General features: G+C 39.5%; 15 protein-coding genes. 7 read left to right on the plus strand and 8 right to left on the minus strand.

Annotation, left to right across the window (positions count from 1 at the left end):
- Positions 1-26 precede the first annotated feature (26 nt).
- From DI060_RS00110 to DI060_RS00130, 5 genes are all read right to left on the minus strand, one after another.
- Complete coding sequence (locus DI060_RS00110) at positions 27-329, minus strand: LIC_10421 family protein (RefSeq protein WP_244594229.1); 303 nt, start codon at positions 327-329, stop codon at positions 27-29.
- 176 nt (positions 330-505) lie between these two features.
- Complete coding sequence (locus tag DI060_RS00115; RefSeq protein ID WP_108972418.1) at positions 506-1,561, minus strand: DUF5777 family beta-barrel protein; 1,056 nt, start codon at positions 1,559-1,561, stop codon at positions 506-508.
- Positions 1,558-2,094, minus strand: coding sequence for a YceI family protein (locus DI060_RS00120; protein ID WP_167836859.1), 537 nt, complete (start codon positions 2,092-2,094; stop codon positions 1,558-1,560). The genes DI060_RS00115 and DI060_RS00120 overlap by 4 nt, the downstream gene beginning before the upstream one ends.
- Positions 2,091-2,489: an LIC11213 family lipoprotein gene (locus DI060_RS00125; RefSeq protein WP_108972422.1), complete on the minus strand. Its 399-nt coding sequence runs from the start codon at positions 2,487-2,489 to the stop codon at positions 2,091-2,093. Before DI060_RS00125 ends, DI060_RS00120 begins: the two co-directional genes overlap by 4 nt.
- A 9-nt stretch (positions 2,490-2,498) precedes the next feature.
- On the minus strand, positions 2,499-2,942 hold the full coding sequence (locus DI060_RS00130; RefSeq protein ID WP_108972424.1) for an LIC11213 family lipoprotein: 444 nt from the start codon (positions 2,940-2,942) through the stop codon (positions 2,499-2,501).
- 521 nt (positions 2,943-3,463) lie between these two features.
- Here DI060_RS00130 and DI060_RS00135 point away from each other — a divergent pair.
- Positions 3,464-5,659 carry a hypothetical protein gene (locus tag DI060_RS00135; RefSeq protein WP_108972426.1) on the plus strand — a complete coding sequence of 732 codons (2,196 nt, stop codon included), beginning with the start codon at positions 3,464-3,466 and terminating at the stop codon, positions 5,657-5,659.
- A gap of 39 nt (positions 5,660-5,698) precedes the next feature.
- Here the strand turns inward: DI060_RS00135 and DI060_RS00140 are convergent, their stop codons facing one another.
- Positions 5,699-6,682 (minus strand): quinone oxidoreductase family protein, encoded by a 984-nt coding sequence (locus DI060_RS00140; protein ID WP_108972428.1) that lies wholly within the window; start codon positions 6,680-6,682, stop codon positions 5,699-5,701.
- 117 nt (positions 6,683-6,799) lie between these two features.
- Here DI060_RS00140 and DI060_RS00145 point away from each other — a divergent pair, with 117 nt between their 5' ends.
- Positions 6,800-7,555 carry an AraC family transcriptional regulator gene (locus DI060_RS00145; protein WP_167836860.1) on the plus strand — a complete coding sequence of 252 codons (756 nt, stop codon included), beginning with the start codon at positions 6,800-6,802 and terminating at the stop codon, positions 7,553-7,555.
- A gap of 9 nt (positions 7,556-7,564) precedes the next feature.
- Here DI060_RS00145 and DI060_RS00150 read toward each other — a convergent pair whose 3' ends face one another.
- On the minus strand, positions 7,565-8,518 hold the full coding sequence (locus DI060_RS00150; protein WP_108972433.1) for an MBL fold metallo-hydrolase: 954 nt from the start codon (positions 8,516-8,518) through the stop codon (positions 7,565-7,567).
- Positions 8,519-8,669: 151 nt separating this feature from the next.
- On the opposite strand from DI060_RS00150, the gene DI060_RS00155 reads away from it, so the two are divergent.
- The 5 genes from DI060_RS00155 to DI060_RS00175 all read left to right on the plus strand — a co-directional run bounded on the left by DI060_RS00155 (position 8,670) and on the right by DI060_RS00175 (position 14,849).
- Complete coding sequence (locus DI060_RS00155) at positions 8,670-8,939, plus strand: hypothetical protein (protein WP_108972435.1); 270 nt, start codon at positions 8,670-8,672, stop codon at positions 8,937-8,939.
- A 101-nt stretch (positions 8,940-9,040) separates the two neighbouring features.
- Positions 9,041-9,904, plus strand: a complete 864-nt coding sequence (locus tag DI060_RS00160) for a hypothetical protein (protein ID WP_108972437.1) — start codon at positions 9,041-9,043, stop codon at positions 9,902-9,904.
- An 84-nt stretch (positions 9,905-9,988) separates the two neighbouring features.
- On the plus strand, positions 9,989-13,132 hold the full coding sequence (locus DI060_RS00165) for an efflux RND transporter permease subunit (RefSeq protein ID WP_167836861.1): 3,144 nt from the start codon (positions 9,989-9,991) through the stop codon (positions 13,130-13,132).
- 28 nt (positions 13,133-13,160) lie between these two features.
- On the plus strand, positions 13,161-13,739 hold the full coding sequence (locus tag DI060_RS00170; RefSeq protein WP_108972442.1) for a TetR/AcrR family transcriptional regulator: 579 nt from the start codon (positions 13,161-13,163) through the stop codon (positions 13,737-13,739).
- Positions 13,740-13,898: 159 nt separating this feature from the next.
- A complete protein-coding gene (locus DI060_RS00175) occupies positions 13,899-14,849 on the plus strand; it encodes an NAD-dependent epimerase/dehydratase family protein (protein WP_108972444.1) in 951 nt (316 codons plus the stop codon).
- Positions 14,850-14,948: 99 nt separating this feature from the next.
- Here the strand turns inward: DI060_RS00175 and DI060_RS00180 are convergent, their stop codons facing one another.
- Positions 14,949-15,476 (minus strand): hypothetical protein, encoded by a 528-nt coding sequence (locus DI060_RS00180; RefSeq protein ID WP_108972446.1) that lies wholly within the window; start codon positions 15,474-15,476, stop codon positions 14,949-14,951.
- Between the last annotated feature and the right edge of the window lie 11 nt (positions 15,477-15,487).

A 15,487-nucleotide genomic window follows, 5' to 3' on the forward strand; every position in this document is an offset into this window, starting at 1 on the left:
TGTGTAAATCTAAGGAGAGAGCAGGATTATAACTTGCTAGCCTCGTCTTCGTATACTTTCGCATCTGCCTCGAATTTTTCAGCCAATTCGAGCATTTCTGCTTTTCTATTGTCTTGGTAGACAGCCTTTCCACCACTTTTTGATTTTGCTAGGTCTTTGTATTTTTGTGCTACATCGCGGTGGTCTTTTGCCACTTTCAAAAGATAGTTTTTTACAATCTTTTTTTCTTCAGGGGTATTTGCTTTTTGGACTAGAACTTTTTCAATGTCCTCCAAAGCAAAGACAGAACTCGTAGCGAGTAGTAGAACAAGCGTAATTACATATTTCATAATTTTTAACACTCCTGATCCTTAGACAGCGAAATCAGGAAAAGTTCAAAAAAATACGATGTTTTATTCGTGTAATTATTCTCTTGTATTAAAAAAATTGAAATTTTTTTTCGGAGCAGGGACTTCGTGTTCCGATCGAGCTTAGTTGAAAACGGGCATTCCCTAGGTAAGTGGGCTTACCATTTTTCCCTTTCCTCTCCAATACTAAACTGTCTGAGAATATTAAATCCTACACAGAATTCTTGTTTCATAAAGTCGTAATCCCCTCCGCGTAACAATTGTGTTTGTGCCAAAGTTCTGGTATTGGAGACCATAAACTGAAAGACATGTCCGCCCGTTTCTAAGTCAAAGCCAATTCCAAAAGGAACAAATTTATGTTTTACGGGCTCATCCAAAATGATATTTCTGAGTATGACTTCTGATAGGGATATACTTCCATTACTTAGTCCTGTGTTGATTTGATCGCTAGTAAATTGATTTGCTCCCGCTATGGAGGTTTTTTGGGATTCTTGGCTATAACTTGAGCCTATGAAATCCCTTTTTTTGCTTAAGATGGTACTAAAACTAATATCAAACCGAGTAGAGAGTTTGATCCTTCCGCCAATGTCTAGGCCATACCTGGTGTTATCTATTTCAGTAGGAGTAAAATTCCTGTGCACATACATAGGTGAAATTTGCAAAGAAAGTGTTTCATTGATCTTTCGGGAAATGAGCAATGAAGAGAGATAAGAGGTTTTGTCCTGGTCTGTCAGTTCATATGTATTCAGACCTTTATTGATTTGGTTATCAATCGCTGCATTGCCTGTCCAGCTGCGAGTGAAATAGGAATAAGTATAGGTTTGCTCTGATGTCTCAAGGCCAATAACACCATATAGGCTAAGGGTAAAGGGGATATTCGAATCTTGGCTAAAGACTCTATATTTGGTGCGAGTCTCCCATGTTTTGAATTGGGATGTTCGCGCTAGGCCCACCATCCAGCGATCGGACAAACCGTAATCCAGTGCGAGTTGTGTATTCGCTCCTTCATCTAGACCATAGAAATCATCTAATCCAGATTTGGCATTTCCGAAGCGGTGGTTGAATCGAAATACTAAATTCTTTTCTCCAATGTCCTCCGTGGAGGGCATAAAGATCATACTTGATCCCATGAAATGCGTGTTTGTTTTTCTATCTTGGGAGTAAAGGAAGTTGGAAACAAAAAGAATGAGGAATATGAGAAGTGTTGGTTTCATTTGGGAGTTTCCCAGATTAGGTTGAGTTTGACTTGGATGATGGGATTTATTTTTAAAAAGAGAAGTTTGGGAACTTGGATCTTATAATCAGAAAGTTTGATGCTAAAGTATGAGATTTGTTCTACACCTTCTTTAGTTTTTTCTACTTTCCCCGTAAGTTTCACCTGCCCTTGTCTCACTCCATGGAGTTCCAAAGTTCCAATCGCTTCTACTTCTCCCGTTTCTTTGGTCTCCGAGACTATGCCATCGAAGCTTGCAATCGGGTATAGATTGGTTTCAAAGTAATTTTCATGTAAGTGAGAAGTCTGTAATTTGTTATCCGTTTTGATCCCATCAAGTTCAATTTCTATATGAATCTTTTTACTGATCGGATTGAATTGACCACTCACTGCTTCTCCTTTGCCCCAGATAGATTCCAATTCAGTCTCGGATTTAAATGTTATCTTACCCGATTTGACCTTCCAAGTTTGGTCTTGGGCAAAGATAGGGAAACAAAGAACTAGACTTAGCGCATAACAAAAGAAAGATCTCAAGGATTTGCTCCACTTTGGATCCAACAGAACAATGCACGATCTAAATTTGCATTGGAATAAATGGCCATTGAGCCCGTAGATTGTTGTCGATATAGGTTAGAATTGGATGCATTCCCCGCAGTGACAAGCGCTCTGACTTGTGAGTAAACAGTCGTATTGAATCGGGTTGTACCATCATGACAACCAGACCTTCCGCAGGAACTATCAAAACCTGCTGAACGTAAGCTGGAAAAGGTTTGATTGGAACTGTCACAGCTCGGAGTGGCAGTCCTTGCATTGGACGCAAGTTGGAGCAAAAATGATTTCGTTGCAATCTCTCTTTCTTTATCAGCTGACGAGTGATAGGTGCAAGATGTGAGAAATGCTAAAAGGCTGAAAAGGATGGCACTGTACATGATGTTAACTTACGGATTTGTGCCGCCTAGGATCCAACAATAGATTGCTTTGTCAACAGCTTGGTCTGTATTTCCACTCATCGATCCTGTTGATTGGATGTTGTAAAGAGTCGAGCGTGTAGGAGAGCCAGATATCGTATAATTTTTTACTTCATTGTAAACGGTGACCCGGAATTTAGCCGCTTCACTTCCTCCAGTTGCGTGGCAACTTCCTCCGCAACGAGTTTCAAAACCAGCGGTTTTTAAAGTTGCAAAGGAGGGTGCACTCACCTCACAGGTGGGAGTAGGAAATCTTCCCGTGCTCGTGGAGCTCCCATTAGAGGATGAACTTCTAGAGAGGGCTAGGATTCCAATGAGTTCATTTGTATTCTCTTTCTCTTTGGGGTCTATGACCTCGCAGTTCGAAAGGAAAGATATAAAGAAAGAGGTAAGCAAGAAGGATCGAATCGTCATGGGGTCAAGGGTATGGGAAATAGGAAATTCTGATCAAGAAGGAAAGATGTTGGAAGAGAAAAATTCCAAGATTTGACCAATGAAATTTCCAAAATGATGGATTGATTCTCTTGGCAGTCAGGAAGATGAAACTTTTTTATCATATAAGAAGATTGCCTCTCCGATCTCCTGATGTATAGACTCCGAAAGCAAAAGTGAATGAAATTAGAAACCGGAGGCCTTCCTTGCAAACATCCAAAGATTCTTTTGTGGTCCTATGTTCGTAAAAGAATCTTTCGTAAAATGAATGTTAATTGATTGGATTTATAGTCAAGGTTGAAATTCTATCAGAAGGGAAAAAAATGTCTCGCAATAGTTTCTATCGTCTGACTGAATCTTCCCGAAAATCGCAACTGCTTACATTAAAATTTGGGAACGGGAGGAAACGAAATGTATTTTGTCATGAAACCCAAACATCGGAATGTCTAAATCCTTGATTTGGAGTTGATTTTGTCCTGTATTCTGCTAAGATCACCTGCTGTATGAATCGACTTATTTTCAACATCCTCCTCGTTTTTTCGGTCTCCTTTACGGGTCTATCTGCACAGGAAAGGTCAGTCGACTTTCAAACAGGAAGGATCTGGAAAAAACCAAATTGGCCTAGAGAATTGCCAAAATCGTATGAAGAAGTACAGGCAATCCCGGTTCCAAACTTGGCTGATGTTTCACTTCGGATTCCCAGTGGCTTTACAGGAGAGCTGACCGGCCCTGAAGGATTAAAGGCTTATATATGGAATTCCAAACTATTTAAATGGGAACTGAAAGATGGAACCAATGCACAGATTTGGGAAAATGGAAATTTTCAAATCAATACGGGTGATGGATTTATTTTTAAATCTTTTACAAACGCCTGCAATGGCTGTAAGGAGACGATTTACTTACAATACCCGGATGGATCTAGTTTAAATGGTTATTATCAACAAAAAAGATCCAAATATGATTACGTTGTCAAAGATTCTTCAGGCGTTGAACATAGATTATATGAGTCAATCGGATATAGAAAAAAATCAAACAGAAATGCCTTACCCAGCCTGAAAGAATTTGGGATCACGGCACCAGAATCTTTTTCATCCATCAAATTTCCATTGTTTTTGGAATACGAAGACCTCGCCTTAGAAAAGCCAAAGGTATTGTCCGTGCATTATACAGGACCAGGAGGAGGCCTTGTCTATTTCCATTCAGATAAAAATTATAGTTGGGATAAACCAAATGAATTTGTCTATGTTGAATATGCTCCAAACAATTGGAACCTAACATTTAAGAATCAAATCAAAATAGGTTCTTCTTTAGACAACTGTAAGGATTGCAAACCAAATATGTACGTCCAATGGCCAGATGGTACTCGGATATATAGAAGATGGGATGCTCATAGAAAAGATTTTGACTATATCTACCAATCTGATGAAAGCAATTCTGCTTTAAATTGGTTAATGCCCGACCCTAGAAAATTTGGAGAACCTAAAACAAACATAGGCCCTTATGATATCTACCATTCCTCAGAGTGGAATTTTGTGATGCAGGGATTGAGAGAAAATTGGAATGTCGCCGAATTCAGAAAATTTTTAAAATCAGAATTTCAATTGGAAAACGAAGGTAAAGTTCCCATTCTCCTATTTGATACTCCACAGGCAATGTTTGCCTATACAGGTCGTACCCAACCAGGAGGGGGCGCCGAAGGAGGATTTGGTGGTCAAGATGGGATTACTATTTGCTGCGGAAATAAGCAGCCAAAAGCAACATCAGATCCAATTTTGGATGAAGACATGAAACGAAGGATGTACTTTGGGACGTATTACCATGAGGCCATTCACAATTTACATCAAATTGCCTGTTTGAATCACCGACGTGGCAAAACGAATATCAAAGACTCAGGTGTCTCGGATGCCTGGTTTGTCGAAGGTCTTGCAAATCATGCCACCTCTTTTTTTGAGCCATCGGTAAAACTTTCGATTTTGGAATCGACACAGAAGTTAGTGAATGAGGGGAGATTGCCATCGAGCTTCGATGGATTGATACGTGATGGCTACCAAAATCTATTGCCATATTCCATAGGTGCTTATATGGTGCAGTACCTTCACAAAAGATATGGAAAACAAGCAGTAACAGAATACATCCGCCTTACTTGCCTAGGATCTAGTACGCATGAGGCAATCCAAAAAATTACAAATCGTACGCCAGATCAATTCTATGCTGATAGTATCAGTGACTTCAAAACAACCTATGCACAGTCAAAAGAGAGTCGAAGATCTTGGAAGTATGCCCAGCTAACCAAAATGATTCCCAAAAACCTTAAAAAGTTTCAGAACTTCTCAAAAAATCGGATGGAATTACCCAAATCCATTCGAGATATCCGCTCACTTGAGGATGTTCTGCCAGTTTATGAAACATTTGAAGCGGACATCTCGGCCTTTAAAGGTAAACGTGAAGGTGACTTCCAAGGTCCCAATGGGGAAATGTTTTATCTTTGGCAAAATGGAACCTACAAATGGTTCGATGATGACTATACGGTTACTATTTTTGATGGAAAACAAGTTTCATTTGAATACAAAGGATGGAAGGCTATCGAATGGTTGGAATCAAACCAGAGAAAGTGGAGTGCACCTGACGGTAGTTCTGTGCTATTTGGCCCTAATGGAGAGTTGAGATACTTCGATGCAAATGGAAAGCCAGTTCCCTGAAACGAGCTACTCGGACTGCGAGCCTTGCAAATCTCTATGCTAAGGCTTTAAAATGACCTTTCCAGAATGTCCTCCAGATTCTATGTACTGATGGGCTTCCTTTGCCTCAGTGAGTGGGAAGATACGATCAATCTGGATGTGAAATTGGTTTTGTCTTAGGTATTCCAAAAATTCTTGGTAGATATTTCCTCTCTCTTCTGGGAGCAAACTTCCAAAATTGCAACCAATGAGATTGATTTCTTTGATCAATATTTGGAAAAGATTTAGTTCCACATCCTTTCCAGCACAAGTTCCAATCAAATACAGCTGGCCTCCTTTTTGCACAAGGCTTTGGATCGAAAACGGAATGCTTGGACCACCGACTGCATTCAAGACAATGTCCACTCCTTTCCCATCTGTCTGTTCTTGTATCTGTTTCAATGCGTTTGGATCATTGCTTTTGATTGCATAGTTTGCTCCCATTCCAATTGCAGAAACACAATGGCTTTCGCTTCGGCTAGTTACTATGGTCTTTGCTCCAAAGAGTTTACAAAACTGGAGGAGAGAAGATGCCACTCCACCGCTAATTCCAGGAATGAGGACGGAACGGCCCTTCATGTCACTTAATTTATATTTTGTGACATACAAAGCCGTAAGACAGGAAATCCCTATACTTGCTGCTTCCTCCATACTTAGAAAATCGGGAATCGAGAATACTTCGTTTGCTGGAACATTCACATATTCGGAGTACGCTCCTGGTCCACCAAGTCCTAAGGTCTCACCAAGAACCAGTACTCTCTCGCCTCCTTTCCACCTTCCTTGCAAATCAGTAGAAGAAATGACAACACCAGCACAGTCCATACCTAAAGTTCTCGGTAACTGCATCTTGGGATAGATGCCTTTTCGTGAAAGTATATCAAAGTGATTGATAGAAATTGCTTCTACTTTGATAAGAACTTCCCCTTCTTTTAACTTGGGTGTGACCAATTCTGTTACTGTTAGTTGGTCTGCACTACCATGTTCAAAAATTTGTATTGCCTTCATGAGAATCCCTTTGTAAGTCTATCCAAGGTAGCATAGATCATAAAGACCTTCTTCCTGAATTCAGACAAAGTATTCTGAAAAATGGACATTCATCAAAAAATAAAGTGGGAAAAAGATATGAAAAAAAATCTAAGTAGGATACAAATCTACCAAAAGAAACAAGACTCTGGTTTTCACCAACATAGACTTCACCAAATGTTGCTTGTGGAAAATGGAGTTTTTTTACTAGAAGATGATACAAAACGCCAGATTCTATATGACCAAACCATAGCTCTAATCCCTAACAAAACCAAACATAGAACCATCGCTTTGGGTGATGCGGTTACATTCCATTCCCTGTATTTTGATGCAAAAGTTGCAAATACTTTAGAAAAAGGCATTCATTTGATTCCTAGTCATCCTTTGCTACGCGCTCTTATCATTTCTTTGGAGGGGAAGGTGAAACAAACCGAAATCCGATCCTTAAGTTTGAAATTGATAGCCAAAATTCTTGAGGAGCTCCTCCCCAAAAACAAAAAGAGGGTCCTAGCACTGCCCATTGCCAAAAGTGAGAGAAACCAAAAGATCATTAACTATATAGAATTAAATTTCCGAAAAAAAATTCTCATTGAGGATTTTCAAAATGTATTGCCTTTGTCGACTCGCCAGATAGATCGTACGTTTCGTTCAGAGCTTAAAATCTCGCCTCTAGAATATCTTAAACTCAAGCGTATCCAAATGGCCGTTATTCTTTTGGAGACGACTGAAGAGGCAATCACTGAAATATCATTAAGCTGTGGTTATGAAAGTTTATCTTCGTTTTATGCACACTTTGAAGAAATCATTGGCACCTCTCCGAAACGGTTCCGAAGAGGTGGTATTTCATTATCTTAAGATCATTGACTATTTTAACTTTGCGTTGACAAGGCCATAGACCCCATAACCTATCATATATGGAAGTGCATAGTCTGGATATTCTTTTGCGATTTGTTTTTCCAAGACTTGGTAATGTTTGTTTGCTTGATCTGACTTAAGTTCCGTTTGTTTAGCACCTAAATCTTTTATATAATCTGTAACGATTTCATCAACTTCCTGCAGATAGCTTTTTTGTTCCTTAACTGCCTCAAACAATTTGGCGACCTTTCCCCTTCCTCCGTAAACAATACTTTCCGAATTGCCGAGTGCCTTTAGTTTCTCTAAAGTTTGTACCCATTCATTTATGTCCGGATTTGGTTTTCCATTTTGGATTCCACCTTCCAGCCAAGCATGTGTCTTAAAATGGATCAAGTCTCCAACCAAGAAGGCATTTTTTTCAGGGATAAAGGTTACTGTTTGGTTAGAACTCACACCCTTTGACCCAAGCTCAGTCAAACGAAGGCTATCTCCATTTTGTAATTTAAGATCGTACGATCCTTCAAATTCAAGATCAATCTTTCCAAGTTTCGGATAATTCGACTCCGTAAAGGCCTTTGCTATTTTTGTCCAGTAGTACTTTTTGTACTCATGTACACCTTTGATGGCAGATGCAGTTTGTTTAGAAGCGATTACCTTTGCTCCCAATTTTTTAAAGCTAGAAATTGCATTGAATTTATCAGGATTGGGGTGGCTGATTACTAGATACTTGATTGGACTTTTTGTTTTGCTTTTTAGAAATCGGATGCATTGTTCCGCATACTTTTCGGTAAACTGAGTATCAAACGCGACAACTTCCTCACCATTATCATAGAAGAATGTTTTTGTGCGAAAGCCCCCATCGTCGGACTCAAATTCGTAAATGGTTTTAGTTGGGTTTGCGAATAGACTTCCTGAGGCTAGCACTGCCATCAGAAACATTGAAATTTTTTGTAGAGTATTCATAATCTTATATCTCCCTTGTGGTCAATTGGATTGTAATCAGTAGATTATCAGGCTTTAGGGAAAGGTTCTTCGTCTGCGTGGACATTTCATTCTTGGATTCTGACAAAAGAAATGCTTTCCTTCTTTTTTTCCTTAGCCAAAATGAGTCCTCATGAAATTGATCCTTTTCTTCGTTTCGATTGCATTTAGTGTTCCCATCTATTCTTCTGATTTAATTACTTCTCTCCAAAAACAATGTGCCTCTCAATCAGAAGAGGAATTACCAAAGGATACTTACCTTCGATTTATCCAACAGATGGAATTCCAGAAGGCAAAATCTTACTGCGATACCTTGGAGAGAGACCCAAAAAATTGCAAAGCCTCAAGTAGATTTTGGTTGGCGAGTGTCTTCTATGCTGAACGTAGATTTGAAGAGGCATAGAATTATTTCAAGAAGGTGTCCAATTAACAAAAAGTTTCGGTAAACCAAGGGAGTGGATCAAATATAGCGATCATAAAACCGGCTGGGGGAATCCAGAGGATATGTTGAAGTATGCGATCCAATCCCGTGAATTGACTTTAAAATCTGATGGATATGTACAAAATGTAACCTATCTCATCATATCTAGAACCAACACCTTAGACAGCAAAGAGACAAAGAAAAAAATAGATAGATTTTTTAACCCTTGTTTGGCCTTACATGGCTATCTCTCTCTACAAGTACTTTCTAGGCATATAGAGTTATTTTCGAATGGAGCTTTGCGCCTTCAACTGAATCCCATTTGGCTAGACAAAACAGCAACACGATTGAATGACAAAAACTATATTATGATGTCGAGTTTGTCTCCCTGGACAGAGGACTTATCTCTATTGATGCATGAAATTACAAAGGAGAGTGATTTGGTTGTGATCGCCTTTCCTAGAGAAGGTGGAAACGCCAACGCAAATTATGGAAAACTTCCTATCGTTCCTGGTCTTGTCCAGTCTCCGACACGCACCTTCATCAAACTACCTTCCGAATGGATGCGTATGCTAAACTTTCCACAAATCTTTCATGAGTATATGCACACTGTAGAGTTTCTAATGAATCGAAAAGGAGAGAAAGAGTTCCATGCTACATCACACGGAGCAGACGGGAAAAAAGTCCAAGCACTCACAGGCTTGCCAACAGAGACCACAGGAGAAACCGATTGGGCAGAAGTATTGTTTAAGAGGCAAATCCAATGGAAAGTAGACGATATCGCCACAAAGAATGCTATGAATGGATGGCAGAGTTTATTTGGCATTCGCTCCGAATTGCCTAACCAGATTTCCCTAGACTTAATCCGAACGAAATTCTTAGAGTATTCGGAAAAAATGAAAGAGAAGGAGATAATCCAAGGAGCTGAAGAAGAATCCTCATATTGATTTTTCCGGAAATGAAGATGGAAACTTAAAACACTTGTAGAGTTTCCTGGGTTTATTAAAAAGGGACTGGATCGGAGGATTTTTGTGCGGTACCTCATTCAGTTTTTTCTTAAACGTAGCCTTTTAGTCAATGTACTCTTGGTATTCATCGTTCTCATCGCTTTGTCGAGCATTAGCACTATGAATCGAAATAAATTTCCAGAGGTGGATCTAGGTAAGATGATCATCACCACCAAATATCCTGGTGCCTCTCCTTCTGATGTCGAACAAAATGTGACTCGTTTGATCGAGGACGAATTAAAGAGTGTAAAGGGTATTGATAAATTTACTTCTGTTTCTGCTGAGAATGTTTCTTTGGTCACGGTGGACATAGATATCAATTATCCAAATTCAGATGAGGTAAAGGATGAGATACGGCGGGCGGTGGACCGAGTAACAACATTGCCAGCTGAAGTAAAGGAGAGACCTAATATCCGTGATTTAAAATCAACTGAGGCCCCAGTTCTTACGGTTGGAATCTCTGGTGATGTGGAATATGGCGAACTTAGACGCATCGCAAAGATTATGGAAAAAGATATCAAACACATTAAAGGTGTCTCCTACGTTGATAAATATGCTTTTCGTGATAAAGAATTTGAAGTAGATCTGGATCCAAATAAACTCAAAGCATATTACGTAGCATTGAATGATGTGCTTGTCGCACTCAATAGAAGAAATATCCGTGCTACTGGTGGTAATATTGAATCTTTTAACACCCAGAGAAATATCCTCACCTTATCACAGTTTGATTCTATAGAAGATATAAAAAACGTAATCGTGCGGTCAGAATTTGGAGGAGGACTAATCCGAGTCAAAGATTTGGGGATCGTACGTGAGTCTTACGAAGATGAAAAGATGCGAACCATTTTTAATGGCAAATCAGGGATCATGCTCGTGATTAAAAAAGCATCAAATGCAGACATCATCCGAGTTGTAGATACAATCAAAGAATACTTAAAAGAAAAACAAACAGTCCTTCCGAATGGTATTATTCTCACTCCTGTCAATGATGACACAAGAGTTGTGCGAAATCGTTTATCTGTTGTTACTTCAAATGCCTATCTAGGATTTGCACTCGTTATCATCATTTTGGTAATATTCTTGGATTTAAAAAGTTCCTTTCTTGTTGCCTTGAGCATTCCTGTTTCCCTTGCGATTACTTTCATTATCATGAAGTGGACTAATTCAGATATCAATTCTGTATCGCTTGCGGCGATGATCATTGCTCTCGGAATGATAGTTGACCAATCGATTGTTGTAACAGAAAACTCCATATTTTATAAAGCAAAGGGTTTTTCCAAATGGGATGCTATCACAGAGGGAACTTTGGAGGTGGTAATCCCTGTATTCGCTTCAGTATTAACCACGGTATTATCTTTTGGACCTATGTTGACTATGTCTGGTACTTTGGGTCGATTTGTCTACGTAATCCCTGTTGTAGTGATAGCCTCCTTAGTTGGCTCGCTATTCAATTCTTGGTTTATCTTGCCAAATCACCTAACACATATATTCCCAGAACAAGAAATGGAAAAAAAAGAAAATTGGCAGGATCGATTTTTTAATAGAATCTCCGTTCCTTACGCAAAATTGATGTTGCCAGTATTAAAACATAAATACCTTACCATTTCTTTTACTCTTTTTTTATTGGTATTTACTCTCTATTGGGGCAAAAACAAGGTTTTATTCAATTTATTTCCTCCTGACGGGGCAGATACCTTTTTTGTTTATTTGGAGATGCCACAAGAATCCACCTTTGATGCAACCGAGGAAGTCATAAGAAATATAGAGAAAGAGGTACAAACTCTACCTAAAGAAGAAGTTTCTTTTTACTTGTCAAAAATTGGTACACAGAGTACGCAAGAGCTTGCGGCACCAGTGGGAGGAGATAAACATTTGGCCTATACTCAGGTTACACTTGTACCATCCTCTGAAAGAAAAAGAGAAGCCCAATTGGTAATGGATGAGATTCGAGAAAAAATAAATAAAAACATTACTGGATACAAAGACATTACGTATGACTTGCAAAAACCTGGACCTCCTGCCGGTAAACCCATCGAAATCCACGTGCACTCGGATGTCGACGAGGTAAGATCTCGATACGTGAATCGAATTGTTGAAGATTTAAACCAGTTGGAAGGTGTGTTTGATGTGAGCACAAACTATAAAGTGGGAAGAGATGAATACAAACTCGACATCGACTATGTTAAATTAGCGGCAGTAGGTCTGAATGTACAAGATGTTGCGAGTACTTTGAGGATAGCTTTTGATGGAGTGCGCGCGACTTCTATTGTAAAAAACAATGAGGAGATTGATATCCGAGTTCGATTTCCCGAATCTGCTCGTAGAGAAATCGGCAATGTTTTACAATTAGAGGTGCGAAACCGAGAAGGGCGTTTGGTCCCTATTCGAGCCTTTGCAAGCCTATCAAAGGTAAAAGCAGAATCTTCTGTGTATCATACCGATGGGGATGTCACTACAACAGTTACAGCACGAACAAATGTCACAGTCCAACCGCAAAAAGTAATCGATTCGATTTTGGCTAAGTATGCACCAGAACTAAAGGCCAACCAAGACGTACGTCTTTCCTATGGTGGAGAGGCTGAAAAGACAAAAGAGTCTGTTAAATCACTTTTAATTGCATTCATAGGTGGAATCATTGCCATTTACTTGGTGATTGCACTTCTTTTCAATTCCCTATCACAACCAATTTTGGTTTTATTAGCCATTCCATTTGGACTTATTGGTGTTATCTGGGCATTCTATTTCCATGACAGGCCTTTCTCATTTTTGGGTTTGATAGGAGTCATAGGTTTATCTGGTATCGTCGTCAACAACTCAATCATGATGGTAGAGTTTATCAATAAAATCGTTAACGATGAAAAAGATACGGAAGGGTTTGATGAGAAAGAAATTATCCCACAAATCATCGAAGGAGCAGTGAGGCGCTTGCGACCCATTGTCATAACTACGGGAACTACTGTTTTGGGATTGATGCCAACGGCATATGGGATTGGAGGTTCAGACCGTTTCATTGAACCCATGGTGATCGCACTTTCCTATGGCATCATAGCCTCAACGTTAATCACTTTGGTACTGATCCCGGCCTTTTATCTTGCCAATTTGGAAGCGGTTCATTATGTTCGGTCAGGATTCCGTTTTTTGGCCAGGGCCTTACGCTTTAGAACCTAATTCATTTGATAAGATGAGATAAACGCACATGGAAGAGACTGAAATCAAAATTTTAGAATTTTCAGAACCGTATTTCATTAGGAAGTATTATTCAAAAGCCTCCTTGGATGAGATTGCTTCTGAGCTTGGCATCAGTAAGAAGACCATTTATAAATATTTTGATTCCAAAGAAAGCCTTCAGGTTCGTTGCACAGAAGCAAGAATCCAAAGGATCAATACTCAGATTTTAAAGATTTTTGAATCACAAAGAGACTTCCTTCAGAAAATTGATGAAGTATCGACTCTAATGACAGTAAAAGAAAATTTACTCAGTGCCGAGTATTTCTCTGATTTAAAAAAACATTGTCCCAAAGCTTGGAAACGATTCCAAGAGAACCAAAATACTTTCATTCCAGAGATCCTCAAAAAAACCATAGAGGAAGGGATCAAAAAAAAGTTTATCAAAAAGGACATTAATATAGAAGTTTCCATCGCCGTATATTTGATGCTCATGCGATCTCTTATCGATGGTTCGTATGAGCACCACATCGTATCTCGTTACTCTCCCAATGAGTTAAAACAAACATTCAATGATATTTTCTTTCGAGGCATTCTGAGAAGGGATTAGGCTCTAAGGCCTGAGGTAGTCTTTAGGCTTTCCACAAGATCCATCGCCGATCCTAGGCCCAATAAATCCAGGAAAGCTCTTGCCAAAAGAAAGAGCTTTGGTTTAAATGACTGATAGTCATATATAAATGACCGGTAGTCATTTTAGAGGAGAAAGGGAATGAAAATATTTGTTACAGGTGGTTCTGGTTTTGTTGGTGGCTCTGTCCTCCAGTATTGGAAGGGGAAACATGAAATAAAAGCTTTGTCTCGTTCTGAGGTAAGTGACCAAAAATTAAAACCGTTAGGAGTAGAAATTGTAAGGGGCGATTTATTTTCTTTGCCGGACTCCGCATTACAAGGGATAGATGTTATTTTACATAGTGCTGCCTTTGTGGGGCCCTGGGGAACTCGTTCGGAGTATTGGCAGGGAAATGTGGAAGGTACAAAACGTTTGGTCCAAAAGGCCATTGCGAGCAAAGTGAAACGATTGATTCATATCAGTACAGAAGCCACCATCTTCTCAGGCATCGATTTGGTGAACATCGATGAAACCTACCCATACCCCAAAAGCACTCCTTATCTATATTCGGAGACCAAAAGAGAAGCTGAAAAGATGGTTTTATCTGCATCCAAAGAAGGTCTGGAAACCATAGTGATCCGCCCACGTCTTGTTTGGGGCAAAGGTGATACTTCCGTACTACCTGTTCTTTTGGATATGGTCACATCTGGACAGTTTATGTGGTTAGGTGGTGGTAAGAAACAGACTTCCATGACAAATATTGAAAATTTGGTCCATGCCATAGACCTTTCTCTAAGCAAAGGTAAATCAGGGGAAGTTTACTTTATCACTGATGATGAAATATGGACTTACTTTGATTTTTTGACTGCTTATTTAAAAACACAAAATGTGGAAATACCTTACAAATCAATCCCATCCAATGTTGCTAGTTTAGCTGCGTGGATCGTAGAAGGGATTTGGCGGAGCCTATCTCTCAAGAGTCAGCCTCCATTGATGCGTTTCCCGACGGATGCTATGGGAAAGGAGTGTACGATTCGTATCGATAAGGCAAGGCAGGACTTAGGTTACAAGCCTGTCGTCAGCGTACACCAAGGTTTACAAAAGGTATGATTGCTTCCTAAGGAGATTCTTGCCAAGCCGGACTCTTTTCTATCGCAATAGGAACGAGGGTTAAGGTCCGGTTAGGAAGCGAGAGTTTGATTAGGGAGTTTATTTTTTGTTTCTTTGAAGAGTTTCTGTATCCAATTGCAGATTAGGCTTTTTGATACCTTGGGTTTTTACTTCAGAGAGCGATTGATCGATGACAGTACGCAATTGGCTATCATCCCGCTTTTCTTTTAAAAATCCTTCTACTTTGGTTTGGTTTCTCCAATAAAAACCATTTGCGTAGGATTTGACTGCGAAAGTTCGCACGGAACTTCTATCTGTTTCATCATTTATCTTTTGTTCGAGGAATTTCTCTGTATCAGCGCTCGGATAGTATTGCAGCAACATAATTGCTCTTTCTTTGGCGTATACCCTTAGTCCTGCCTCGTTTACCAAGGCTTTGAGATAGGGAACAGGTTCAGAGGTCACTCGATCAACTTGCGTTCTAAGCTCTTCAACCTGCTGATGACCAGTCTGAACTAGCACAGATTTGATCCTTTGGTAAGTGCTTGTATCCAAACTTTGTGCAAAGTTTTCATATGAGCTTACGGTAATGAGAAGGATTAAAATTATTTTACAAATTGCTTTCATGTATTTTTCCT

It is taken from the genome of Leptospira ryugenii (assembly GCF_003114855.1).
In the GTDB taxonomy this organism is placed as follows: domain Bacteria; phylum Spirochaetota; class Leptospiria; order Leptospirales; family Leptospiraceae; genus Leptospira_A; species Leptospira_A ryugenii.

Excerpts from the sequence above, each read along its gene's own strand:
- DI060_RS00140 (WP_108972428.1), bottom strand. The coding sequence starts at position 6,682 with ATGAAGGCAATACAAATTTTTGAACATGGTAGTGCAGACCAACTAACA.
- DI060_RS00110 (WP_244594229.1), bottom strand. The coding sequence starts at position 329 with ATGAAATATGTAATTACGCTTGTTCTACTACTCGCTACGAGTTCTGTC.
- DI060_RS00115 (WP_108972418.1), bottom strand. The coding sequence starts at position 1,561 with ATGAAACCAACACTTCTCATATTCCTCATTCTTTTTGTTTCCAACTTC.
- DI060_RS00170 (WP_108972442.1), top strand. The coding sequence starts at position 13,161 with ATGGAAGAGACTGAAATCAAAATTTTAGAATTTTCAGAACCGTATTTC.
- DI060_RS00155 (WP_108972435.1), top strand. The coding sequence starts at position 8,670 with ATGAAATTGATCCTTTTCTTCGTTTCGATTGCATTTAGTGTTCCCATC.
- DI060_RS00130 (WP_108972424.1), bottom strand. The coding sequence starts at position 2,942 with ATGACGATTCGATCCTTCTTGCTTACCTCTTTCTTTATATCTTTCCTT.
- DI060_RS00135 (WP_108972426.1), top strand. The coding sequence starts at position 3,464 with ATGAATCGACTTATTTTCAACATCCTCCTCGTTTTTTCGGTCTCCTTT.
- DI060_RS00175 (WP_108972444.1), top strand. The coding sequence starts at position 13,899 with ATGAAAATATTTGTTACAGGTGGTTCTGGTTTTGTTGGTGGCTCTGTC.
- DI060_RS00145 (WP_167836860.1), top strand. The coding sequence starts at position 6,800 with ATGAAAAAAAATCTAAGTAGGATACAAATCTACCAAAAGAAACAAGAC.
- DI060_RS00125 (WP_108972422.1), bottom strand. The coding sequence starts at position 2,489 with ATGTACAGTGCCATCCTTTTCAGCCTTTTAGCATTTCTCACATCTTGC.
- DI060_RS00160 (WP_108972437.1), top strand. The coding sequence starts at position 9,041 with ATGTTGAAGTATGCGATCCAATCCCGTGAATTGACTTTAAAATCTGAT.
- DI060_RS00180 (WP_108972446.1), bottom strand. The coding sequence starts at position 15,476 with ATGAAAGCAATTTGTAAAATAATTTTAATCCTTCTCATTACCGTAAGC.
- DI060_RS00150 (WP_108972433.1), bottom strand. The coding sequence starts at position 8,518 with ATGAATACTCTACAAAAAATTTCAATGTTTCTGATGGCAGTGCTAGCC.